Annotated in this window: 16 protein-coding genes; 9 read left to right on the top strand and 7 right to left on the bottom strand. The window is 62.6% G+C overall.

From position 1 onward, the window contains the following. Nucleotides 1-34 precede the first annotated feature (34 nt). The 3 genes from VVD49_RS09720 to VVD49_RS09730 form a co-directional block, all read right to left on the bottom strand. Nucleotides 35-1,600, bottom strand: coding sequence for a YiiX/YebB-like N1pC/P60 family cysteine hydrolase (locus tag VVD49_RS09720; RefSeq protein ID WP_327598984.1), 1,566 nt, complete (start codon nucleotides 1,598-1,600; stop codon nucleotides 35-37). 134 nt (nucleotides 1,601-1,734) lie between these two features. Beyond that, nucleotides 1,735-3,072, bottom strand: coding sequence for an NTP/NDP exchange transporter (locus tag VVD49_RS09725; protein WP_327598985.1), 1,338 nt, complete (start codon nucleotides 3,070-3,072; stop codon nucleotides 1,735-1,737). Further along, complete coding sequence (locus VVD49_RS09730) at nucleotides 3,062-4,006, bottom strand: aldo/keto reductase (protein ID WP_327598986.1); 945 nt, start codon at nucleotides 4,004-4,006, stop codon at nucleotides 3,062-3,064. The genes VVD49_RS09725 and VVD49_RS09730 overlap by 11 nt, the downstream gene beginning before the upstream one ends. Before the next feature lie 237 nt (nucleotides 4,007-4,243). On the opposite strand from VVD49_RS09730, the gene VVD49_RS09735 reads away from it, so the two are divergent. Continuing rightward, nucleotides 4,244-5,857 carry a methyl-accepting chemotaxis protein gene (locus tag VVD49_RS09735; protein ID WP_327598987.1) on the top strand — a complete coding sequence of 538 codons (1,614 nt, stop codon included), beginning with the start codon at nucleotides 4,244-4,246 and terminating at the stop codon, nucleotides 5,855-5,857. A 260-nt stretch (nucleotides 5,858-6,117) separates the two neighbouring features. Beyond that, nucleotides 6,118-7,302 (top strand): pectate lyase, encoded by a 1,185-nt coding sequence (pelA, locus tag VVD49_RS09740; protein WP_327598988.1) that lies wholly within the window; start codon nucleotides 6,118-6,120, stop codon nucleotides 7,300-7,302. A 116-nt stretch (nucleotides 7,303-7,418) separates the two neighbouring features. On the opposite strand, the gene VVD49_RS09745 is transcribed toward pelA, so the two are convergent. Both VVD49_RS09745 and VVD49_RS09750 read right to left on the bottom strand, forming a co-directional pair. Further along, entirely contained in the window at nucleotides 7,419-9,980 is a 2,562-nt protein-coding gene (locus VVD49_RS09745; RefSeq protein ID WP_327598989.1) for a putative bifunctional diguanylate cyclase/phosphodiesterase, read from the bottom strand. 4 nt (nucleotides 9,981-9,984) lie between these two features. Next, nucleotides 9,985-11,652 carry a FecR family protein gene (locus VVD49_RS09750; RefSeq protein WP_327598990.1) on the bottom strand — a complete coding sequence of 556 codons (1,668 nt, stop codon included), beginning with the start codon at nucleotides 11,650-11,652 and terminating at the stop codon, nucleotides 9,985-9,987. Nucleotides 11,653-11,947: 295 nt separating this feature from the next. Between VVD49_RS09750 and VVD49_RS09755 the strand changes: the two genes are divergently transcribed. Beyond that, entirely contained in the window at nucleotides 11,948-14,119 is a 2,172-nt protein-coding gene (locus tag VVD49_RS09755; protein ID WP_327598991.1) for a glycosyl hydrolase family 28 protein, read from the top strand. A 157-nt stretch (nucleotides 14,120-14,276) separates the two neighbouring features. Here the strand turns inward: VVD49_RS09755 and VVD49_RS09760 are convergent, their stop codons facing one another. Then, on the bottom strand, nucleotides 14,277-15,932 hold the full coding sequence (locus VVD49_RS09760) for a methyl-accepting chemotaxis protein (RefSeq protein ID WP_327598992.1): 1,656 nt from the start codon (nucleotides 15,930-15,932) through the stop codon (nucleotides 14,277-14,279). A 108-nt stretch (nucleotides 15,933-16,040) separates the two neighbouring features. Next, nucleotides 16,041-16,493 (bottom strand): cache domain-containing protein, encoded by a 453-nt coding sequence (locus tag VVD49_RS09765; RefSeq protein WP_327598993.1) that lies wholly within the window; start codon nucleotides 16,491-16,493, stop codon nucleotides 16,041-16,043. Nucleotides 16,494-16,826: 333 nt separating this feature from the next. On the opposite strand from VVD49_RS09765, the gene VVD49_RS09770 reads away from it, so the two are divergent. The 6 genes from VVD49_RS09770 to VVD49_RS09795 all read left to right on the top strand — a co-directional run bounded on the left by VVD49_RS09770 (nucleotide 16,827) and on the right by VVD49_RS09795 (nucleotide 23,591). Next, on the top strand, nucleotides 16,827-17,939 hold the full coding sequence (locus VVD49_RS09770; protein ID WP_327598994.1) for a BMP family ABC transporter substrate-binding protein: 1,113 nt from the start codon (nucleotides 16,827-16,829) through the stop codon (nucleotides 17,937-17,939). A 255-nt stretch (nucleotides 17,940-18,194) separates the two neighbouring features. Continuing rightward, on the top strand, nucleotides 18,195-19,310 hold the full coding sequence (locus VVD49_RS09775; protein WP_327598995.1) for an ABC transporter permease: 1,116 nt from the start codon (nucleotides 18,195-18,197) through the stop codon (nucleotides 19,308-19,310). Then, nucleotides 19,307-20,242, top strand: coding sequence for an ABC transporter permease (locus VVD49_RS09780; RefSeq protein WP_327598996.1), 936 nt, complete (start codon nucleotides 19,307-19,309; stop codon nucleotides 20,240-20,242). The genes VVD49_RS09775 and VVD49_RS09780 overlap by 4 nt, the downstream gene beginning before the upstream one ends. A 3-nt stretch (nucleotides 20,243-20,245) precedes the next feature. Further along, complete coding sequence (biuH, locus tag VVD49_RS09785) at nucleotides 20,246-20,944, top strand: biuret amidohydrolase (protein WP_327598997.1); 699 nt, start codon at nucleotides 20,246-20,248, stop codon at nucleotides 20,942-20,944. 256 nt (nucleotides 20,945-21,200) lie between these two features. After that, a complete protein-coding gene (locus VVD49_RS09790) occupies nucleotides 21,201-22,772 on the top strand; it encodes an ABC transporter ATP-binding protein (protein WP_327598998.1) in 1,572 nt (523 codons plus the stop codon). A gap of 210 nt (nucleotides 22,773-22,982) precedes the next feature. Beyond that, the gene (locus VVD49_RS09795; protein WP_327598999.1) at nucleotides 22,983-23,591 is read left to right on the top strand and encodes a PEP-CTERM sorting domain-containing protein; all 609 of its coding nucleotides are present in this window, start codon (nucleotides 22,983-22,985) and stop codon (nucleotides 23,589-23,591) included. Nucleotides 23,592-23,632: the final 41 nt, after the last annotated feature.

The raw sequence follows: 23,632 nt of genomic DNA on the forward strand, positions 1-23,632 counted from the left end.
AAGACGGGGCCGATGTCATTCGCAATCAAGGCGCCTACCTGCCCACTGTGGCATTCGAAGCCATCTGCTGCGGCGGGCTGCCGATCAGTTTGGCTAGGGTGTCGCGCAGGCCGGTGTCGACGCGCTTGCCATCGCGGTAAATGATGGCGGGGTCGAATACCGGTTTGGCATTGACGGCCATCTGCGCGACGTTGTCGGGGCTGATGGTGTAGCGGCCCAGCGTGCGGGCGAGTGGCCACTGCACATCGGGGAAGACGACATAGGCGAGCTCGGAGCAGACGATGCGCTTGTGCGAGTACACGTCGAAGTTGAAGTCGTACTCCTTGCCGACCTGATCCAGTGCGGTGAGCACGGCGGCACGGCGATAGATCTCGTCGACGGGGCGCTGGTCGCGCAGGACGAGCAGGTCGTCGATGTTGAGAAAGTGCTGCAGGGTGCTGATGGTGACGCCACCGCGCAGTGCTTCGACGATGCGCCCACCCTTGCGGATCTGCTGCTGGTACACCGGCGAGATCTGGTTCCACACGCCGATGGCTTGCAGCTCTTCTTCACTGCCAAGCCACACGGCAACGTGGCCGTAATGGCCGGGAATCATCTTGTCGGTCAGGCGGAAGGGCGTCTTCTCGAGCAGGATGTCGAGCGGCTTGAGTTCGCTGGCCAGCTTGTTCATGTCGGCCTCGGGCATGCGCGCGAGCTTGCCGCGCCGTGTCTGCACCAGTCCGACGATATTGCCGAAGCCCATGCTCAGGCCGTAGCTGAGCACGTTCTGGATATATTGCCGTTGCATCTTCAGGTCGGCATTGAGATTGCCCAGCGTGTCGCTCAGGCTGCCGCCGCCAGACTCACGCAGATCGGCGTACCACAGCGTGCTCTGCGTCAGCGCGTACAGATACTCTTCCTCGGCGCTGGTAGGCAGTTGCTCCGTGCGACGCCATGCCATGTAGTCGTCGACGAAGCGGGTGGCGCTGTAGAGGCGCGTGCGCAGGTCGAGCGAGTGATAGTTGCTCGACAGGTTGCGCAGCGAGATCTGGCTGTTGACGTCGTAGCTCAGCGCGAAGCGCACGCTGGCATTTTTCTCGTAAGGCTCGACGGCGATACGGAAGCTGTCCATCAGCACCATCGCAGCAGCAAGGCCGCGCTGGATGTCCAGCATCTGGCGCTTGCCTGCTTCGTCCAGCGGGTTGAGCCAGCGCTGCGGCGGGCGTATGTCTTCGCTCATGCCCACGGGCGCTTGCGGTACGCGCGTGCCTGTCTTGAAGCTGGAAGTGAGCACCACTTCAACACCATTGTGGAACAGGCCGCTGACGCGCTCCGCTTCCGGCAGCAAGACGCTGCGTGCCTGCAGGTATTGCTTGGCCAGGTCGCGCAGCTTGTTGGACTGCTCGCGCGTCAGTTTCGGCATGTCGTTATTAAGAATGCCGTTGTCCTGCGCGAAGCGATAGGCCTTGGCGCGCACATCCAGCACGCCCGCAACGCGCTGCTGATAGTCAGCGAGGTCGAAGGAGGCTGCCGGTGCGTCGGCCGCTGCGAGCGGACGAGCCAGAAACAAGGCAAGCAGGAGCGTGAAACGAATGGCGCGAAGGCCTGGATTGCGTGACATGGCGTTCTCGTTGTTACGGTTTCGGCTGGCAACCAAGGATAGGTCAGGGAATGACCATCCGGATGCCGGGCATGATGCATGAATCCCGCATGGGCGCAAACTGGCCTTTGCGACATGCGGGCCGAAACATGAGCTCAGTGGGGCGCGGGTGCTTCCTGTGCCATTTTCTTCTGGCGCCGGCCCAGCCAGACTGCATTGACGACCCAGAGTATCGACAGTGGCACGGCGGCCAGCGCCACCCCGGCCGTGCCGAGGCCAAGCGCGCCGAGTGCGGCGTACGACCAGCTACCGGCCTGATCGCCCGCGCGATAGACGATGGTGTCGATGACGCTCTTGGCCTTGTACTTGTCTTCGCGCGAGACGACGGTGAACAGCACTTCACGCGTCGGCTTGGCAAGTGCGAAGTTCGCCACGCGGCGCAGCACCTGTACGCCGACGAGGACGGCGACGGTCGGCAGCAGGGCCAGCACACCGAAACCGATCACGCTCAGTGCGGGCAGCAAGGCTGCGGCGATGGCGACACCGAAGCGCCGCAGGAAGCGCCCGGTCAGGAACAGCTGCATGAGCAGGGTCAACAGATTTACTGCCAGATCCACATTGGCAAAGAACACGGTGCGCGTCGCGCGGTCCGGAAAGTAGTCGCGCACGATGGCTGCCTGCTGGAAGTACAGGAAGGTGGACGTGATCGAGTACAGCAGGATGTAGAGGCTTATGCCGAGGAGATACGGCGAGCGCAGCGTATGGGTGAGCCCGCTGATGATGGGGCCGCCTATAGGGGTACGCGCCTCGTGTTCGGCCTGTCCGGCATCGCTGGTGACGCTGCGCAATTGCGGCGCGAGCTGTGACAGGCGCCGTACGCTGAACACGGCGACCAGCAGCAAGAGCGCCGAGCCACTCAGCAGCCAGTGCGCCTCGACATTGCGCGCCAGCCCGGACGCCAGCGCCGATCCGCCAATCGCCCCCACGGTGGCACCGGCCGAGATGAGGCCGAACAGGCGTTTGGCCTGCTCCGCGTTGAACACGTCCACCATCAGCGCCCAGAACACTGACACCACGAACAGGTTGAACACCGATACCCAGATGAAGAACGCGCGGCCGATCCACACGCGTTGCTCATCCGATGCGCCCTGCAGCAGGATGATGAACAGCACGAGGTTGGCGACGAAGAACAGGTACGTGACGGTAATGAAGCGTACGCGCGCCAGCTTGCGCACGAGTGCTGCGTAGGGCGGATTGATTGCCAGCATGACGAGCAGAGTGCCGGTGAACAACCACTGCAGATTCTCGACACCGCCTTCGATGCCCATCGTGTCGCGGATCGGCCGGATCACGTAGTACGCCGCCATCAGCGCCAGCACATACAACCATGCCCAGCCGAGCACGACGAGCTCCTGCGGGCGCACGTTGACGATTTTCTGCAGCAGCGTCCCGGCGTGATGGCTGGATACGTCAGCTGTGTTCTCAGATCCCATCGATATACGCCTCCATGCGGCGACGCATGGCCGCATCCGGTAGACGCCCAGTTGCGGCTGCGAGGTTGTCGACCACGTATTCCGGTTTCGCCATGCCCGGCACTACGCAGGTGACAGCCTCGTGCGAGACGAGATACTTGAGGAAGAATTGCGCCCAGCTCTTGCAGTCGAATTCCGCCGACCAGTCGGGCAGCGCCTTGCCCTTCACGGCATTGAACAGGCGGCTGCGGCCGAAGGGCAGATTGATCATGACTGCCATGCCGCGTTCCTTTGCGAGCGGGATCAGGCGTTGCGCGGCATCGCGGTTATCCAGCGCGTAGTCGACCTGCACGAAGTCCAGTGTTTCGCGCTTCATGAAGCTCTCGAAAGCTTCGTACTGCCGGTCGAACGACGTCGTCATGCCGACGTAGCGGATACGGCCGGCCTGCTTGAACTCCCGCAGCAAGGCCAGCTGGTTCGTCGTGTCCTGAAGGTTGTGCACCGATACCAGGTCAATCCGGTTCGTGCGCAGCTGCCTGAAGGAGTTCTCCAGCTGCGCCAGGCCCGCGTCGCGCCCGGTCGTGCCGATCTTGGTGGAGAGAAACAGACTGGCGCGGATGCCGAGCCCTTCGACGAGGCTGCCAACCAGGGACTCGGCCCTGCCGTAGGAGGGGGCCGTGTCGATGACCGTGCCGCCGGTCTCGCCGAATGTTTTCAGGGTGGCACGCAACGGCGCCAGCTCGGCTTCGCCGCTGGCGTCTTCATAGCTACGGGCGGTGCCGAGACCAACCACAGGAATCAGTTCGCCAGAAGAGGGGATGGCTTTGCGGATCAGCGTGCCGGCTGCGGCGGGTTCGGCGGCGCGTGCGGCAGAGGCGGGCAGGGTGGAGGCCAGTGCCGCCAGGGCCGGAAGCTGTGCGAGAAAACTGCGGCGACCGTTGCTACGACATCTCATGCTCGTGCTCCTCTCAGTCTGTGCGTTCAAAGTGAGGACAGGATGCGGGCCGGCGCGGGCAGGCGTGCGGCACGCATTCAATGCTGTCTATGGTTTGATCAACGATTTCAATCGAACGTTCTATCCCTCGCCATTCAGATATGCAAGCTGCTGCCGTAGAAGAGACATTCCGTTCTGGTCGCCGTGATCGCATGGCAGACCGACGCATTAAGACGTCTCATCTCCCGGAGTATAAGAATGAAACTCTCCCATCGACTGGGCCTCATCGTCGGCTCGGCAGTGCTTGGACTCGTGTTGATCGCGATCTTCTCCCTGAGCGCCCTGCGTTCGACCATGCTGGATGGCAAGCGCGAAGAAATACATATCGTGCTCAACCTGGCGGCCAAGCAGGTGGCGTATTTCCAGGAGCTTGAGAAGAGCGGCAAGCTGAGTCACGAAGAAGCACAGACCAAGGCTGTCGAGGCCCTGGCCAGTCTGAGGGACGGCAAGAAGTTCTACTTGTGGGCCCGTACCCGAGCAGCGCTCGGGCTCGTGCATCCGAATCCCGACGTGGTGGGCAAGGTCGATTTCGGCGCCACGCTGCCGAGCGGCAAGACCAACTGGCAGAACTATCTCGACAATCTCGTCACCACCGATTTCGCATTTTTCGATGACGTCGTGAAAAGGCCGGGTACGGAACAGATGGCGCCGAAGATCAACGGCGTCATGCGTATCGACGGTTGGGACTGGATCATCGGCTTCGGTATTTTCGTGGACGACATCAACGCGGCCTACTGGTCCCTGGCCTGGAAGTTCATGGCCATCGGCGCGATCGTGCTGGGAGCAGTGGTTGGCCTGGCCGTGAGCATGTCGCGCAATATCTATCGCAGCCTCGGCGGCGAGCCTGAATATGCGGCAGAGGTAGCGCTGGCGATTGCCGGTGGCGATCTGAGTCGGCGTGTCGACGGTGCGGCCGGCGAGCGCAGCCTGCTGGCCGCCGTGGGCCAGATGCAGACCAGCCTGCGCCAGATCATCGAAGGCATCCAGCAGGGCGCGGGCCAGTTGGGTCAGGCTGCGTCCGGCCTGACGCGCCAGATGGACCAGATCAACCAGGCTTCGCGCCAGAGCTCCGATGCGACCTCGTCGACCGCCGCAGCGATCGAAGAGCTGTCGGTCAGCATCGATCATATTTCGTCGAGCGCCCGCGAAACCGAGCAGAACTCTTCGCGCTCCAGCAGCCTCGCGGCAGATGGTGAGAAGCTGGTGAACCAGGCATCCGAAACGATCCAGAACGTATCGAGCCAGATCGTCGATGCATCGAACCTGATCGAGGGCCTGTTGCAGCGCTCGCGTGAGATCAACGGCATTGTCAGCGTCATCAAGGAAATCGCCGACCAGACCAACCTGCTGGCACTCAATGCAGCCATCGAGGCCGCGCGGGCAGGCGAGCAGGGCCGTGGCTTCGCCGTGGTGGCGGATGAGGTGCGCAAGCTGGCCGAGCGTACCGGTCAGGCGACAGGGCAGATCACCGAAATGATCAGTGCCATCCAGACAGATACCGGCGCGGCGGTCGACAGCATGCACCAGGTGACGCCGCAGGTTGCGCTGGGCGTGGACATGGCTGGTCAGGCCGCTGCCGCGCTGCGTGAGATCAATGCGGGCGCCGCTGCCACGCTGGACAAGGTGCGTGACGTCGCCAGCGCGACCTCCGAGCAAAGCCAGGCCAGCGCCAGCGTTGCACAGAATGTCGAGCGCATTGCGCAGATGGTGGAAGAGTCTGCCGAGTCCGTGCGTGCAGCCAACAGCAATGTGCAGTCGCTGGAAAGCCTCGCAGGCCAGCTCCGCGCCTCGGTGACGCGCTTCCGTCTGTAAGTCATAACAAAACGGGCTGCGCGCGCTTGGCGGCATCTGGGTAACAGCGGGCTCGCTCCCTTTTGTTACGGGTTCCAGAGCGATCAAGATCGCTTCAGTCAATTTGTGCAGAACGCCATCGTCGATGCCATGGGCATTCACGGTGGCGTTTTCTTTGGTGCGATAAACATGGTGCAGTGCGCGCAAGCGGCTGGGCCAGTCCGCGCTAGAATCCGGCCTCGCTGGAATGATGAACAGATCGAACCGATCGCGGAGGATGCATGAGACTGACTGCCCTGGTACGCCCGCTGTGTGCGCTGGTGTTTGCCACAGCCCTGAATGGCTGTGCCCTGTTCGACAAGCAACCCCCGCAGCCTGCGCGCAAGGCGGGCCCGTATGCGGCAATTCCATTGACGGGCATGTCCGACAGCATCCAGCACTGGCGCAATCGCTACGGTGACAAGTACGCGAAGTATTCCGACGATCAGATCGTGCAGATCGCTGACAACGTGCTGCTCTACCAGCGCGACAACGGGGGCTGGGTAGAGAATCGCGATCCGTCGCGCATCCTGAATGCCGAAGAGATCCAGGCGATCACGGCGGAGAAGGGCAACGAGACGGGCAGCTTCGACAATCGCAATGTGTACTCGCAGGTGGAGTACCTGTCGGCGGTTTATCTGCAGACGGGTGATACGCGCTACCGCGACGCCGCCCAGCGCGGCATCGATTACACATTGAAGATGCAGCACAAGAGTTGCGGTGGCTGGCCACACACCGTGCCGGGAACGGAGCGCTACCATCCCTTCGTCACGATGGCGGACGAGGTGACTTCCGGCGTGCTGCGCACCTTGCGCAAGATCAGCGATGGCAGTGAGCCATTCGGCTGGACATCGCCGAGCACGCGGCGCGCAAGTGCCGCTGCGCTTGAGAAGGGCGACGCGTGCGTGTTGCGCCTGCAGGTGCGCCAGAACGGCAAGCTGGCGGGCTGGGCCGGCCAGTACGACCCGGTGACATTGGAGCCGGCGATGGGCCGGACTTTCGAACTGGCGTCGATGGTGTCGCAGGAGTCGGTGGAGATGGTGCGTTACCTGATGGGCATACCGGATCCGTCGCCCGAGCAGATTGCCGCCATCGAGGGCGCCATTGACTGGTTCAATCGCTCGGCCATCACCGGCTGGAAGATCGAGACCTTCAAGATCGATCCGCCGATCAAGTACGAATACCACACGGCCAGTACCGATCGCCGCCTCGTGCAGGATGCGAACGCACCGCGCATGTGGGCCCGCTTCTACGACATCAAGGACAACAGCGTGGTGCTCGCCAATCGCGACAGCGTGCGTGTGAAGCAGTACAGCGAGATCACGCACGAGCGCCGCACCGGCTATGGCTGGTACGGGCTATGGCCGGAGAAGTTGCTGAGCGTCGATTACCCGGCGTGGCAGGCGCGCATGCAGGCGAAAAAGTGAAGTAGGGCAGAACTCCTCCGGAGTCTCCGTCAGCCGCCGAAAGGCGGCTTTACGCAGGGTAAGCATCGGCCCTGACCCGGCGTAACCTCCTGCGGAGTTCCGCCCTGCCGCTGCACCTACCCAGCCACCGCCATCCCCGCCGGCTCGAACTGCTCCACCTGGTCGGCGGGCAGCGGGCGGCAGATCAGATAGCCTTGTGCCTCGTTGCAGGCGAGACCGCGCAGGTAAGCGAACTGCCCTGGCGTCTCGATACCCTCGGCGGTGACCGTGAGACCGAGCTTGTGAGCAAGGTCGATGGTTGCCGCACATATTTCGGCGTCATGTGGATCGTTCTCGACGTTGCTGACGAAGGAGCGGTCGATCTTGATGCGCGTGACGGGCAGCAGCTTCAGATAGCTCAATGAGGAATAGCCGGTGCCGAAGTCATCGAGCGCCAGTGTGATACCCATGGCCAGAAGATCGCGCAGCACGGTAATGCTGCGCTCCGGATTGCGCATTGCCATCGACTCGGTGATTTCCAGCTCCAGATGCTGCGCACCCAGCTGTGTTTCCTGCAGCACGCTGGCCACCAGTGCAGGCAGGTCGGGTTGATCGAATTGCTGTGCCGACAGATTCACCGCGACGCGTTCGATATGTGTGAGCCCGGCGTGCTGCCATGCGCGCATCTGCCGGCAGGCTGCACGCAGGACCCACTCCCCGAGCGGTGCAAACAGTTCCGAGTGCTCGGCTGCTGGGATGAAGCGATCCGGGGCGAGCAGCCCATGCACGGGATGCTTCCAGCGCACCAGTGCCTCGACTGCCACGATGCGCTGCGAGGCCATGTCGATCTGCGGCTGGTAATGCAGCAGCAACTCATCGCGGGTCAGCGCTTGGCGCAGCTGGTTCTCGAGCAGCAGCTGCGCAACATCGCCCAGCCCCATGTCCTCGGTGAACGAGCGACAGGTGTTGCGCCCCTGTACCTTGGCGCTGCGCAAGGCGCTGTCGGCCTGCTTGAGCAGGGTGGTGACATCCTGGCCATTGGCGGGAAAGAGGCTGATGCCGACATTGGCACTGGCATGCAGCTCCAGTTTGAACAGGTCGTAAGGTCGCGTGAAACTGCCGAGGATGAGGTTGGCATAGTCATGGCCGTCGTCAGTCGCGTCGCCGGCCGTGAGGCGATGCGCGACGAGGAACTCGTCTTCGCCTAGCCGCGCAATGATGTCCTTGTTGCTGGCGTAGGTGCGCAGGCGTTGCGCGGCTTCGATGACCATCTGGTCGCCCGCGCCGTGGCCGAGGGCGCTGCGGATGATCCTGAAATTGTTGAGGCTGATGATCAGCACCGCGAGCGTGTTGCCGCGCGCCTGGGCCTGCTCGATGGCTTCCGCCAGCAGCTTGAGGGCCGCCTGCCGGTTGGGCAGGCGGGTCTGCGGATCGTCGTTGACGAGGTCGTGGATCTCCGCCTCCTGCGCGTCGTGGCGCAGCCGTACGACTTGCGCTGCAGCCAGCAGGTTGGCGATGCCCAGCAGCAGCAGCGGCAACAGCAGCGAAGTCTCCTGCATGTGCCAGTAGAGCAGGGCGAGGTGGGCCGCGTAGATCAGCAGGACTGCCGCGAGGCTGTCGCGTGCCAGCACACGCACGGAGAAGCTTTGCCGGCGCAACAACAGCAGCGATGGGGCCAGCGCGATCAGCATGAGCGCGCCGGTCCAGCGCCAGTCGTTGGGCGTGATGATGAGATTCTCGGCCAGCGACTGGTGCGCGATGGCCAGCACGTGCACGCCCATCATCTCGCCGACCGGTGTCAGCACGCGATCGGCGAACAGTGCGGTGCTGCCGACGAAGACCGTCTTGCCGCGGAACAGATCGTTGCTCAGTTGTTGTCCCGGTACGCCGAGCAAGGCCCTGGCGACATCGGCAAAGGAGATGGTGAGCACCGAGTTGCGGTTGCGGGGGAAGTTCAGGCGGATCGCGCCGTGGCGGTCTGTCGGCAAATTGAGCGCGCCGATCCGGGTCGTGCCATCAGGATTGATCGCGATAGGTGGGGGCGCGCTGTCCATGAAGTGCGCGGCCAACGGCAGGCTTGGCAGGGTCTGATTGCCGAGGCGGTGGAACAGGGGAAGGTGGCGCAGCACACCGTCGCTGTCGGCCAGCACCGAGGCGATGCCGATGCGCGCATAGTCCGGCGCGGGCTGCGTGAAGGCAGGCAAGGGTAGTTGCAAGCCGGGCCATTCTCGCGAGGGCAGGCCTGCCGGCACGGGCCAGGTCAGGCCTGCCATCGCGGCCTGCGAATGCGCATTGCTGTCGGGCTCGCTGTAGGCGGTTGCCGCCAGCACGACGTTGCGGCCGCGGCCGAGTGCTGCACGCAGTTGTGCATCGCCTTCGCGAGCGTCGGCGAACACGAGGTCCATCACGATGACATGCGCGCCCTGTTCGCCGAGGAAGTCGATGAGTTTGGCGTAGGTGTCACGTCGGTAAGGCCAGGCACCAAAGTAAGCCTGCAGCTCGCGCAGCGATGCATCGTCGATGTCGATGACGATTGCATCCTTGAAGTAATGGGGCTGTGCGACCAGTCGCGCCTGGGTGTCGAGAGACAAGGCGTCGAGGCGTTCGAACAACGGTGTGAGGCTCAGTCCTGCCGCCAGCAGCAGTGACAGCAGGGGAATCCAGACAAGAGAGATCAGTCTGTTGAGCGTGGCGGGCACGTTGCTAGAGCGCGAGTGGTATGAGCGGGATCAGGAACAGCAGCCATTTCCATTGTGTGCCGGGGACTTCCAGTTTCTGCGCCGTGCCGAACGGGCCGGCAAAGCCATCGGCATCGATGGTCTTGCTGCGCAGATAGTACGTGCCGGCGGGCAGCGGCTCAATGCGGACCTCATTGCTGGTGAGCTGTTTGTCGAGCACCAGATCATTGAAGTCCGCGTCGCGTGCGAGCTGCACCTGGTACTGGCTACCGCTGGCGCCAGCGGACCAGCGGAACAGCATGCCCTGCTCGCTGATTTCGGGCGCGCCCATCTGCGGGCTCTCCGGAATCGGACGCTGGGTGAATGCCTGTACGTCGCTGAACGGGCCGTGGTCGGCCCCGGGGGCGATGGACGCCACGCGCCAGTAGTACTGGCCCGGCGCCAGTGCAACGACATGTTCGGTTTTCGTCAGGTCGCCGGCCTCGCTCAGCAGCGTGTTGAAATCGGCTTGTGCCGATACCTGCACGTGGTAGCGCTGCGCCTTGGTGGAAGCACTCCAGCGCAGCGTCGTCTCGGTGCCGTATGACTTCGTGCCATCCAGAGGGGCATTGAGGAAGGGGGGCTCGGGGCGCGCCTTGAGCACGAATTCGCGATCGGCATTCAGGCCTTCGAGGCCGGCGCTGTCGATCGCCCGCACGCGCAGCATGTAACGGCCATCGGGCAGGTCGGCCCATTTCGCGCTGCCGTCGGTGAAGGTGCCGTCGAGCAGCAGCTGGCGGAAAGTGTTGTCGGCGAATACCTGGGCACGGTAGCGCGTGGCGCCCGCAGTGGGCGGCAGGCCGATCCGCAGTGGAATGCGCTCGAAACGTGCGGGCAGCTGGCTCAGCACCGGTGCCGGCAAGAGTGCTCGTGGCGCTGCTGCAGCCTGACCCGCCGTGGCCTGGGTGCCGAAGCCGGCCTGCACGGCGACCGCCTTGCCTTGCTCGCCGCTGGCTTGCACCACGCCTTCGATCACTTCGCTGCGCGTGGCCTGATTCGCCTCGTCCACGGCGACGCGGAATTCGGTACCGCGCACGGCAAGATTCAGCGAGCGCGATTTGATCTCGTAACGCGCGCCCGGCTTGTCCTGTTTCGCCACGCCGGTATCGAGCGAGCCGCGCTGCAGTTCGAGAATGGTCTGGGCGATACCTGCCTTGCCGAGTAACTGCATGTCGTTGAGAACGAGTTTGCTGTTGGGCGTGAGCAAGAGGCGCGAGCCGTCGACGAAGCGCAGTGACACGCTTGCATCGGCAGGCGTTTCAATGATGTCGCCGATCTGCAGTTTCGCCCCTTCGGCGAGGGGCTGCTTGCTGCCGTCCTGCGCCATGCGTGTTGCCTGGCCCTGTACGAAAACTACTTCAGCAACCGCCGCTTCGCGCCGGAGCAGGGCAACAGGCAGGCGCAGCGTGCTGCCCGGGACCAGACGTTTCGGGTCCGGGATGAGGTTGATGGTCTGCAGTTTCGGCCAGTCATTCGGGTTCTTGAGGAAGGCGTTGGCCACGCCAATCAGGGTGTCGCCAGGCTTGATGCTGTAGTGCCACATTTCTGGCGCGGCCTTGGGCATGTCGGCAGCGGTGGCTGTTGCAATGCACAGCGCTGTCAGCAGGCCGAGACAGAAAAGGTGACGGCGAAACCAGGGGTATGAGGACATCATGCGCTTATCCACATTCATTGCAGCTGCGGGGATTTGCTGTTTATACCGCGCCGGCCATGGCGCTGTCTTGTTTTTGTCGTCGTGGCATGGCGCGCCGGATTGCGGTTGTGCATTGCGGCGTACCCGTCACGCGTTTTCATGCTGCGCTGCGATCAAATTTGCGCCAATTCTGTTTGGTATTTTTGTACCACTAAAGTATTAGAAAAAGTGGTAGATCGGCATCGCTTGCCGCCTTATAGTAGCCGCCCAGACTGCCACTAAAAAACGGCAGCTAGATAATCAAGGAGACAGAGTGATGTTCAGGAGAATCATTGTTGCCGCGGCGACAGTTGTCGCCGTGGGCAGCGCATACGGCGCGGCCGACGCACCATCCGGTTATACGAAGTGCGCCCAGCCAGCCGCCACCTGCACCATGAGTGGCACGCACCAGGCAGCGATGGGAAAATCCGGTGTCTTCGGTTACGCCACGCTCACCGGCAGCTTCGTCTGCCAGCTTTCGACGTTCCCTAGCGCACCGAGCAATTCGACCTGGTGTTCGTATGACCCTGCAACGGCCAGCTCCTCATCGAGCGTTGCTTCGTCAGTGGCATCTTCTGTCGCCTCATCCTCGGTCGCGTCCTCCGTTGCCTCGAGCAGCGTAGCCTCCTCGGTGGCGTCGTCCTCGGTTGCTTCCTCTGTCGCCTCCAGCAGCAGCGCCCTGTTGCCACCCCAGAATGTCGTCGTACCGCCACTGGCCTTCGAAGATACGCACATCACTGTCGTGTGGGAAAAGCCGACGAGCTACAGCACGGTGACCGGCTATCGCATCTATGCCAATGGCGTTCTCAAGGGCACGACCAGCAATATCTCCTGGCCTGTCGGCATTACCAACCAGCAGCTGTACTACGACATCACTGGCCTCACAGCCAACACGGCCTACAGCATTGTCGTCCGTTCGATCGACGCCAGTGGCGCCGAGTCGGCGAACAGCAACACCGTGAGCCAGACGACGACCGCCACGCCGACCGTCATCAACGTCACGGCTTCGCCCTATAGTGCGGTAGGGGACGGCTCGACGGTCAACACCATTGCCATCCAGAAGGCCATCAATGCCTGCCCGGTTGGCGGCAAGGTGCTGATCCCGAGCGGCACGTTCAAGTCCGGCGCGCTGTATCTGAAGAGCGACTGCACGTATCAGATCGATGGCGTGCTGCTGGGTAGTGATGCTGCAGCCGACTATGAGTTCGGCAATAACCGCTTCCCGATCTATGGCACCACCGGTTTTGGCAGCGTGAAGTACCCCGACAACTACAAGGCGCTCATCAATACCTGTGGTGGCTACAGCGACTGGACGGCACGTACCGGCTACGCTGCCAATAATCTCTGCGTGGGCATGAAGAACATCCGCATCACCGGCTCTGGCAGCGTGCAGGGCAGCAGTGGCAGCTCTGCTGACAGTGCCAATAGCGGCTACTACCTCAGCACGCTGGCGCACAACCAGCGCGCAGCGCAGGGTGGCGACAATGCAACAGGTGACCCGGCGCGTGCCGACCTGCTGAGCCTGACCGGCATCAATGGCCTGTACGTGGCCAACGTCAAGTTCAGCCTGCCGCCAGACCACATGCTGTTCATCGCACGCTCGAGCAACATCACCATCGCCAACATCAACGCCAACTCCTGGCCGAGTGCCAGCAGCAAGGGTATCCACAACGGTGACGGTATCGACCTGTCGACGGCCTATGCCGACGCGCTGACGACCAGCGGGCCGGTCGGGCTGTTGCCGACGAACGCCTACATCTTCGGCTCGACCTTCGACAATGGTGATGACTGCATCAACCTGAATGCGGGCACCAGCCTGCCAGGCACGATTGCGGCAACGCCGGTCAATGGCGTGCGCGTGTTCAACAACTACACCCTGCATGGTCATGGTGGCGTGGTGCTGGGTAGCTTCACGGCGGCCGGCTTCAAGAACATCTCCATCACCGAGAACACCTTCAACGGCACCGAGATCGCATTGCGCTTCAAGACCGGCACCAACCGGGGGGGCGGTATTGCGACCTTGGGTGCGGGCGACTTCGGCGTGAAGGCGCGCGACAACAAGGTCAACGCCATTACGGACCGGGCGGTGGTGGTGATGTCTTCGTACGCGGACTCCACTTTTGCCGACGCACCGACGCCAGGCATCTTCCATGACATAGACATCGCCAACCTGACAGGGTCGGTGGCCAGCGGCGCGTACGCCATCGAGACCAGCGGCAGCGGTGGTACGGCGAAGAACAGCGCGTCGGGTGCCGAGCACTACAACCTGAAGTTCACCAATGTGAATATCACCGGTGGCAAGGGCTTCACCATCTACAACCTGAAGGGCGCGGCAACGAACACCCTGTTCAGCAATGTCACCAGCTCCGCCGGTACTTTTGTGTACTCGAGCAGTCTGCTGACCAGCGCGAACTTCGTGGGCTGCTCGCCGACGCCGACGGGCAAGTAAACGGCGCTCGAACGCCAGCTCGATACCGAGAGATCAACGGCCCGGTGTTGCAAGGCAGTCTGCCTTGCAACACCGGGCCGTTTCTCTTGAAGCAGGTCGTTCGTCTCGTCAGCGTTCCTGACGTTCGCCGTCTGCTCGATGGCGCATGCGCCCGAGGTCAGCTGCGGAAGTGGCTGGCCGTGTCGATCAGGTCTGCTGCCAGTGCATTGAGATTGCTGGCGGCTTGTGCCGCGCCGGAGACGGCGTGCAGATTCTCCTGGGCGATGCCGCTGACCTGTTCCATGCTGCGCGCGACGTCGGTACTCGCGGTGCGTTGCTCGTTGACGGAGAGCGCGATGCTCTCGACCTCGATGGCGGAGTCGCGCACCGATTGCTGTGCTTCTTCAAGTACCTTCTGCAGGTCCTTGAGCGCGACGGCGCTGGTCTGCATTGACTCCGAGCTTTCATCCAGCGATGCGCTGACCTGCTTGGCGCGATCCGACAGCGCAGAGGTGATGTCGTGAATGGCCATTGCGGTCTGGCGTGAGCGCTCAGCGAGTTTGCGCACTTCGTCGGCGACCACGGCGAAGCCACGCCCCTGTTCGCCTGCGCGCGCCGCTTCGATGGCTGCGTTGAGCGCCAGCAAGTTCGTTTGGTCTGCGATTTCACGTACTTGTGCCGACGCCTGGGTAATGCGCGTGGCATCGTTGATGAATTCGCCGATCGCGTCACCGGTCTGGCGCGATTTCACATCCACATCGCTCATGCGCGCCATCATTGCTTCGACGCTGTGCATACCTTGCGAGGCCAGGTCGGCGGCGTGTTGCGATTTGCGGCGCACGCCTTCGGCGTTGTCCGCTACTTCAGAGATCGATACGGTGAGCTCTTCGACTGCGGCGGCGACATTGCTGGAAGAATCGACCTGTGAGGAAGAGGAGGCTTCGATGGCGCGTGCCGTCGAATCAAGCTGCCCCGCGTTCTCGCGCAGCGAGCGGGCCGAGCTGTTGACCTTGGACATGGCCTCGCTGATGGCTTGCGCGAAGCGCCGGAAAGCGCGTGCGGTGTCGCCGATCTCGTCGTTCGAGCTGATGTCATCAGCATGCAGTCGCAGATCGCCGGCCTGCATGCGCAGGGCGGCATCGCGGATGCTGAACACGGACTGGCGGATGACGCGGCCCACCAGCATCGCGACGGCCAGCGACACGACCAGCGAGAAGAGCAGGGCGATGCCCATGCTCCACTGCATTGAGCGTGAAGAGCTGACGGCATTGTTGATTGCGGCGACCGAGTTATTGGTTTGCTCGGCGTTGTAGGCCTGCAGGTCCTTGAGCATGGCCTGCCACGCAGCTTCGCCGCGCAGCATCGTGGTGGTGGCGACGGTGTTGTCTTCCTCGATCATGTCGAGCGAACTGAACATGCGTTTGCGATAAGCCTCCACGGCAGGCACGAGGCGCTGCAGGATTTCCGCATCGGCGGCTTCGTCGCTGGACTTCAGCAGTGCGCGCAGACGCCCGGCCACCTTGTCCATGCCTTCGAGCGCTTTGGCGGCGACATCATTGCGCGCTTTCTCCGGATAGGAGGCACTGGCCATCGACAGTACCTGGAAGGTCGAGCGTTGCGCGTCCTGCGCGTCACGCAGGATCTCGCCAGCCTCGATCATGCGTGCCTGGCGCACATTGGCTACGTGCTGCAGGGCCTCGGTCTGGCGCGACAGACCGAAGATGGACAGTACGCAAACGAGGCCCAGCATGATCAGGACGACAGCGGGCGCCAGCAACAACTTCGGGCCCAGCTTGAGGTTGCCGAGCAGTCGGCCGAGAGAATGCATGTTCATGGTGAGCTCTTGTTTCGTTGGCTTTGGCGACCGGCTGTGTGGCCGGTCGGTACGAGGACAGCAAAGCGGGCTGCTGTGGTGGGCCGCCCGCGCTACGTGCGCTGGAGATCAGCGCGTGTAGATGCCGGCAACCGCGTAGATGTTGCCGGACTTCTCGATGTAGCTTTTCTTGCGTGCCACCTTGTTGGTGACCGGATTCTTGAACATGTAGCCAACCCAGCCTTTGCCCGAGCTGCGCGCGAGGTCGAGCATGTCCTTGCCGAACTCGCGGCCGTCCACGTCCTGCATTTCAACCGTATTCAAGCCAACCAGCTTCTGGTTGATGGGGTGTGCCAGGTGGGTGCCATCGGTGGCATTGACGATGACGACATACAGTTCGCCCTGCACGAACTCGGGGTTCTTTGCATTCACTTCGGCGACCAGCTTGTCGGTGCCGTTGGCCTTGGCATAGGCCAGCGCCTTCTGGGCCATCGCCACGGCGTCTTTCTCAGTGGGTTCGGCAGCATGGGCAGCGAAGGGCAGGCACAGGGCCAGCAGGGCCAATCTCAGAAATGCTTTCATCGTCATACCTTTTCTTGTTCAGTTTGGGGGCGTTGCGTTTGAGAGATGGCCTGCGTCGACAGGCCTCGTTCGGACCATATCGGCGGATAAGGGAAAACCTGTATGTGACCTCACAGTTGTTTGCATTCTTCCGGTCACGGCGCGCCTGCCTTTGGTGCGACCTGCCTGGCAGCGGTCATTGAAAATCATGAAAAAACCCATGTGAAACAGTTGCTTGAGTCTCGGGGTGGCGCCCTCCTGGCAATGGCATATCGTTTGCTTAGTGCTTGTATGCAAGATCGTGCACAAGCATGGTCAGTGCACTTTCGCGCAAATCTCACAGGGGGAATACACATGGCCGGACAGCAATTTGATCGTCGCAATTTCCTGAAAATCGCCGCCGCCTCGGGCGCGCTCGCGGCGGTTTCGAAGTCGGCTCTGGCGCAGGGCAAGCCGCTGGTGGTGGGCTTCATCTACGTTGGCCCGCGTGACGACTTTGGCTATAACCAGGCGCACGCGCAGGCGGTTGCGGCGATCAAGAAGATGCCGAACATCAAGGTCATTGAAGAAGAGAAAGTGCCGGAGACGGTGGCCGTGCAGAAGACCATGGAAGCCATGATCGAGCAGGACGGCGCCAGCCTCATCTTCGCCACCTCTTACGGCTACTTCGACCCGCACGTGCTCAAGGTCGCGGCCAAATACCCCAAGGTTTTCTTCGCGCATTGCGGCGGCATGTGGACCGAAGGCAAGCACCCGAAGAACGTGGGCAGCTTCTTCGGCTACATCGACGAATGCGAATACCTCAGCGGCATGGTCGCCGCCAGCGTATCCAAGACCAAGAAGGCCGGCTTCATCGCCGCCAAGCCGATCCCGCAGGTGCTGCGCAATATCAACTCCTTCACCATGGGGGCGCAGTCGGTCGACCCGGCCTTCACGACGCGCGTGATCTTCACCGGCGACTGGTCGCTGCCGGTCAAGGAAGCGGAAGCCGCCAACAGCCTCGTCGACCAGGGCGTCGACGTGCTGACATGCCATGTGGATGGACCGAAAGTGATCATGGAAACCGCCGAGAAGCGCGGCGTGTTCTGTACCGGTTATCACGCCAGCCAGGCTTCGCTGGCGCCGAAGGGTTACCTGACCGGCGCGGAGTGGGACTGGGTTGCGCCTTACACGGCTCTCGTGGGTGCCGTGAAGGCCGGCAAGCAACCGTCCAATTTCCTGCGTGGCGGGCTGAAGGAAGGTTTCGTGAAGATGTCGCCCTATGGTGCCGCCGTGCCGGCCAAGGTCAAGACCGCCGTGGATGCGGTGAAGGCCAAGATGGTCAAGGGCGAGTTCCCGATCTTCAAGGGGCCGATCAAGGACAACAAGGGCGCGACCGTGGTCGCGGCTGGCGTCACGCAAGGTCAGCAGGATCCGGTGCTGGAAGGGATGAATTACCTGGTGGCCGGGGTGATTGGAAGTATTTGATTGGGTGATGTCATTGTTTCTGGCGAGAGCGTTGCAGTTCCCTCTCCCTCGGGCAGAGGGTGCCCCGTCAGGGGCGGGAGAGGGGAAATGGTACGGCTGGGCCCAGACCTGCGATTTCCCCTCTCCCGGCCTCCGGCCACCCTCCCCCGAGGGGGAGGGAACAGCAAGAAGTGCGCGCCTTCTTGGAAAAGTCTTCACCGGATTCAAACGAAATTCCTGTTCAGCCCCTTTGACGAAGTCAGTTGAAAGATACGAATGAACAGTCTGGAACGCATCCTCGTCCCGTTTGGCGCAGTCGCCCTGGCTGTGCTGTTTTTCGCGCTATTCGTTGCGCTGGCCGGTTATCCGCCGCTTGATGTTTTCGTGCTGCTGTACAAAGGCGCGTTTGGCAGCAGCTTCTCCTGGAACAACTCGCTGCAACGCGCAGCGCCGCTGATCCTCACTGGGCTGGCGGTGGCGATTCCGGCGCGGGCCGGGCTGGTCATCATTGGGGGCGAAGGGGCGATGGTGCTGGGCGGCCTGGCGGCCGGGGTCATCGGCGTGTACGGGGCAACGCACTCGCCGCTGCTCGCTCAGGTCAGCATGCTGCTCGGCGGCGCCTTGATCGGTGCGGTGTGGATCGGCCTGTGTGGCTGGATGCGCCATGCGCGCGGCATCAACGAGACGATCAGCAGCTTGTTGATGGCCTACATCGGCATCGCATTGCTGAACCACTTCGTCGAGGGGCCGCTGAAAGATCCCAACAGCCTCAACAAGCCGTCTACGCCGCCGATTCCCGAGGCCAGCATGCTGGGCCTGACACCGGGCTTCGATGTGCACATGGGTTTGTTGATCGGTGTCGTCATGGCCTTCATCGTCTGGGCCGTATTGCACTTCACGACCTTGGGTTTCTCGCTGAAGATCGTCGGCGGCAATCCGCGCGCAGCGCAGCTGGCCGGGCTACGCGTGGGGCGCTGGATCATCGGCTCCTGCGCTGCCGGCGGTGCGGCGGCCGGCTTGTCCGGCGCCATCGAAGTGGCGGCCGTGCATGGCGCGGCCAATGCTTCCTTGATCTCCGGCTACGGCAATGCGGGCATCCTGATCGCGTTCATGGCTCGGCAGAATCCGCTGGCCATCATTCCCGTGGCCATCCTGATCGGTGGCATCGGCGCAGCAGGTGGCATGTTGCAGCGCCGCCTCGATATGCCGGATGCAACGGTTATCGTCCTGCAGGGCATGGCCTTCATCGCCATTCTCGCCAGTGAGGCCGTGATGGGCAGCCCGTGGCGGCGCATCGCACAGCGCATCTGGGGCATAGAGCCGAATACGACACCCGTGGCGCGCGCGCCCGTGACGGTCGAAGCGAAATCCACTTTGCTGGAGGCTGTATGAGCGTAGAAGTAGAGTCCCTCGGCTGGCTGGGCGTGCCACTTGCCGTGTTTGCTGGCGCGATCCGTGTGTCGACGCCTTTCATGCTGGTGAGCCTCGGCGAGTGCATCACGGAGAAATCCGGGCGCATCAATCTCGGTCTGGAAGGCAGTCTCGTGATGGGGGCGATGGCGGCCTACGCGGCCTCCCTGAAGACGGGTTCGCCGTGGATCGGCCTGTGGGCCGCCGCCGGCGTGGGGGCCATGTTCGGGCTGCTGCACGGCTTGCTGTGCAGCCTCAAGCGGGTCAATGACATTGCCATCGGCACGGCCTTGATGCTGTTCGGCACCGGTCTGGCGTTCTTCCTCGGCAAGCCCTACATCCAGCCCAAGGCGCCGAACCTGCCGTCGATTCCGCTCGGGGCCTGGATCGACAATCCGCAACTCGCCAATGCGCTGAACGTGAACCCGCTGTTCCCGTTCGGTATTGCATTGGCTTTCTTCCTGCACTGGGCATTCAAGAACACGAGCTGGGGGCTCAAGCTGCGCATCGTCGGCGACAGCGCTGATGCGGCCCTGGCGCTGGGCTATCGCATCATTCCCGCGCGCATCATTGCGACCATGTGCGGCGGCGTGCTGGCGGGTCTCGGCGGTGCGTTCCTGTCGTTGTATTACCCAGGTAGCTGGAACGAGGCCTTGTCGAGCGGGCAGGGCATCATCGCTGTCGCGCTGGTGATCTTCGCGCGCTGGCAGCCGCTGCGCTGCGTCGGTGCGGCATTGCTGTTCGGCGGTGCCGGCGCGCTTGGGCCGGCATTGCAGGCCGCTGGCGTGTCGAGTGGCTACCACCTGTTCAATGCAGCGCCGTATGTGCTGACGCTGCTGATCCTGATCGTGAGTTGCTCGCCGACGCGTAGCCTGCAGGGCGCACCGGGCGAACTGTCTTTGACACGGAGCTGATGAATGACCATTGCAGAAAAATTCGTTGCAGCAACGCCCTACGCCTGGCCCTTCGATGGCGATCTTCGCCCCGACAACACCGCGCTCATCGTCATCGACATGCAGGTCGATTTCTGTGGCATCGGCGGATATGTGGATCGCATGGGCTATGACATCTCGCTGACGCGTGCGCCGATCGAGCCGATCAAGCGCCTGATGGCGACGATGCGCGACAAGGGCTATCACATCATCCACACGCGTGAAGGGCATCGGCCCGACCTGTCCGACCTGCCGGCCAACAAGCGCTGGCGCTCACGCCAGATAGGCACGGACGGCGTCGGGATTGGTGACGATGGCCCTTGTGGACGTATTCTCGTTCGCGGGGAAGCCGGCTGGGATATCATCCCCGAACTGGCGCCGCTGCCGGGCGAGGTCATCATTGACAAGCCTGGCAAGGGCTCTTTCTACGCGACCGATCTGCAGTTCATATTGCGGACACGTGGCATCCGCAACCTGCTGATCACCGGCATCACGACTGATGTCTGCGTGCACACCACGATGCGTGAAGCCAACGACCAGGGTTTCGAATGCTTGTTGGTTGAGGATTGTTGCGCCGCAACGGATCCTGCAAACCATGCGGCTGCAATACGCATGGTGCATATGCAGGGCGGCGTGTTCGGTGCGACGGCCAAGAGTGACAAAGTGATCGAGGGGCTGCCATGAGCGCACCTCTGGACACGCACCGTGTTTGCCGTTCCTTCTTTGCAGGTGAGCAATCGCTGCGGGTAGATGCACAGGGTTTGTGGGTTGTGGTGACACGCAAAAAAGGCCCCTGTGCATGTCCTCGTGGATGGCCCATCGGGGAGGGAGCGGCAAACACCTGGCGCCGCGCGTCGCGCGCGCTTCCTCCGCGCTCCCTGGTACGTCCATCCGGTTTCGCCGGATCTTTCGCATCCCTTCGTGTCAAGAGAGAGTTGCCATGATCCCCATAGAAGCCATCCCTCCGGCCAAGGGCGCCATGGCGCTCGATGTGCTGCACATGTCCAAGCACTTCGGCAGCCTGGCCGCGCTCGACGATGTGTCGATTTCGATTCCTGCTGGCAGCTTTCACGCCTTGCTCGGCGAGAATGGCGCGGGCAAGAGCACGCTGGTGAAGTGCCTTGTGGGGTTTTATCAGCAGACTGCGGGCAGCGTGATGATTGATGGACGCGAGACCGATATTCCGACGCCCACGACGGCTTCCGCGCTGGGCATCGGCATGGTCTACCAGCACTTCACGCTGGTGCCATCGATGACGGTGGCCGAGAACCTGGTCGCGGCACGTGGCGCCTTGCCCTGGAAACTCGACTGGAAAGCCGAAAAGAAGGCGCTTGCCGCCTTCATGGAAACGGTGCCCTTCAAGTTGCCGCTCGACAAGCCGGCCGCTTCGCTTGCAGCGGGCGAGAAGCAGAAGGTCGAGATCATCAAGCAGCTTTACCTCAAGCGCCGCTTCCTCATTCTCGATGAGCCAACCTCCGTGCTCACGCCCGATGAGGCGGATGAGGTGCTCGGCTTCGTGCACCGCCTGACGCGGGAGAAGGCATTCACCGCGGTGATGATTACCCACAAGTTCCGCGAAGTGATGGCTTATGCCGACGCGGTGAGTGTCTTGCGGCGCGGCAAGCTTGTTGGCGGCGGCCAGGTGGCCGACCTGACGGTCGACGCCATGGCCGAGATGATGGTGGGCAACAAGGTCAACACCAGCAAGCATCGCCAGGAGCGCAGCCCCACGCCCGAGGCTGCGCCACGCCTCGATCTGCAGAAAATCACCGCGCTCGGCGATAACGGTTTGCCCGCTGTGCATGCGCTGAGCCTGTCGGTGCGGCCGGGGGAGATCCTCGGCATTGCCGGTGTTTCCGGCAATGGTCAGCGCGAGCTGGCCGAAGTGCTCAATGGCCAGCGGCTATTGCATGCCGGAAGCATCCGCATCCGGGGCGTCGAATTCGGCGGCTCGCGCGTCGAGCGCGCCTCGCAACGCGTCTTCAGCCTGCCGGAAGAGCCCCTCAAGAACGCCTGTGTAGGGCCCGTGTCGGTTGCCGACAATATGGCATTACGCAATTTCGACCAGGCGCCGCTGTCGCGCTTCGGCATTCTCAACCGGCGCGCGCTGCGTGCACAGGCCACGCGTTTCGTCGAGACCTTTCGCGTCAAGACGCAGGGCATCGATGCGCCGATCTCCTCGCTCTCCGGCGGCAATGTGCAGCGCGCCGTGCTGGCGCGCGAGCTGTCTGCGCCCGTTGACGTGCTGATCGTTGCCAACCCCGTCTTTGGCCTCGATTTCGCGGCTGTTGCCGAAACACACGCCCGCATCATGGGGGCGCGTGCCGCAGGGGCGGCAGTGCTGCTGATCAGCGAAGACCTCGACGAACTGCTGGAGCTGGCCGACCGTATTGCCGTCATCAGCGAGGGCAAACTTGTCTACGAGACCAATGCCGAGACCGCCGATGTGCGCACCCTGGGGCATTACATGGGCGGCGCGCATCACGCAGGAGAGCACGCCGCCGCAGCCTGAGTCGTGTTCAGCGCCGGACCGCAAAAACTGGCTGACAAACCGTCGGAAATCTTTACAATACAAAAAACCGTATTTTGTTGATTTTGTCGAATTTCCTTATTGGATAGGGTCTTACGAGATATGGCGCGGTAACTGCTTTAAGCACACGACCCCAGGCGGCGGTATCCGAACCTCGGGCGCATATAACAAGTGGATCGGGAGATAGCAGTAATGATCAAGCGCACGTTAGTTGCGACTGCCATGGCGTTCGCCCTGGCCTCTGGTGGCGCCCATGCGGCGAATGTCATCGATACAGGTACGCCGACCGGCTATACCTACTCCTTCAACAAGAACGACTATTTCGCCGGCGAGTTCTCGTTTGCTGGCGCAGCCGTCATCGATAGCATCCAGGCCTACTTCAGTACGGCCTCGGGCAATGTTGCGATCAGCGTGTTCAGCGATGCCGGCGGTTTGCCAGGCTCCGCGCTGTACTCGACGACGCTGGCGACGACGGCAGGCGGGTTGAGCTGGAATGGCGTGTCGGGCCTCGACTGGGCCGTTGCTGCCAACACCAATTACTGGGTGGTGTTTGCTCCCGACTACTCTGCGACGCTGGCTGTTGCGCCTGAAGTGCGGGATGGCGCGCCATCGCCCATGGCCGCTTACGCGCTGTATCACGACTACAGTGTCGGTGTCTGGCAAGCCAACGAGTTCAATCAAGCGTATGGCGTACGCATCGGCGCGACTGTCGCGGCCGTGCCGGAGCCGGCCGGCATCGCTATGTACGCTTTGGGCCTTGCCGGGCTGGCTGTCGTGGCGCGTCGTCGCAAGCAAGCCTGATTTGAAACTGCACCGTCATGCCATGTGGTGAGGCGGCGTAG

Origin of the sequence: Uliginosibacterium silvisoli, assembly GCF_036017035.1 — a bacterium.
Classification (GTDB): Bacteria; Pseudomonadota; Gammaproteobacteria; order Burkholderiales; family Rhodocyclaceae; genus Viridibacterium; species Viridibacterium silvisoli.

Bases quoted from the DNA above. Each gene is read 5' to 3' on its own strand.
- VVD49_RS09720 (WP_327598984.1), bottom strand. From the start codon at position 1,600: ATGTCACGCAATCCAGGCCTTCGCGCCATTCGTTTCACGCTCCTGCTT.
- VVD49_RS09725 (WP_327598985.1), bottom strand. From the start codon at position 3,072: ATGGGATCTGAGAACACAGCTGACGTATCCAGCCATCACGCCGGGACG.
- VVD49_RS09730 (WP_327598986.1), bottom strand. From the start codon at position 4,006: ATGAGATGTCGTAGCAACGGTCGCCGCAGTTTTCTCGCACAGCTTCCG.
- VVD49_RS09735 (WP_327598987.1), top strand. From the start codon at position 4,244: ATGAAACTCTCCCATCGACTGGGCCTCATCGTCGGCTCGGCAGTGCTT.
- pelA (WP_327598988.1), top strand. From the start codon at position 6,118: ATGAGACTGACTGCCCTGGTACGCCCGCTGTGTGCGCTGGTGTTTGCC.
- VVD49_RS09750 (WP_327598990.1), bottom strand. From the start codon at position 11,652: ATGATGTCCTCATACCCCTGGTTTCGCCGTCACCTTTTCTGTCTCGGC.
- VVD49_RS09755 (WP_327598991.1), top strand. From the start codon at position 11,948: ATGTTCAGGAGAATCATTGTTGCCGCGGCGACAGTTGTCGCCGTGGGC.
- VVD49_RS09760 (WP_327598992.1), bottom strand. From the start codon at position 15,932: ATGAACATGCATTCTCTCGGCCGACTGCTCGGCAACCTCAAGCTGGGC.
- VVD49_RS09765 (WP_327598993.1), bottom strand. From the start codon at position 16,493: ATGAAAGCATTTCTGAGATTGGCCCTGCTGGCCCTGTGCCTGCCCTTC.
- VVD49_RS09770 (WP_327598994.1), top strand. From the start codon at position 16,827: ATGGCCGGACAGCAATTTGATCGTCGCAATTTCCTGAAAATCGCCGCC.
- VVD49_RS09775 (WP_327598995.1), top strand. From the start codon at position 18,195: ATGAACAGTCTGGAACGCATCCTCGTCCCGTTTGGCGCAGTCGCCCTG.
- VVD49_RS09780 (WP_327598996.1), top strand. From the start codon at position 19,307: ATGAGCGTAGAAGTAGAGTCCCTCGGCTGGCTGGGCGTGCCACTTGCC.
- biuH (WP_327598997.1), top strand. From the start codon at position 20,246: ATGACCATTGCAGAAAAATTCGTTGCAGCAACGCCCTACGCCTGGCCC.
- VVD49_RS09790 (WP_327598998.1), top strand. From the start codon at position 21,201: ATGATCCCCATAGAAGCCATCCCTCCGGCCAAGGGCGCCATGGCGCTC.
- VVD49_RS09795 (WP_327598999.1), top strand. From the start codon at position 22,983: ATGATCAAGCGCACGTTAGTTGCGACTGCCATGGCGTTCGCCCTGGCC.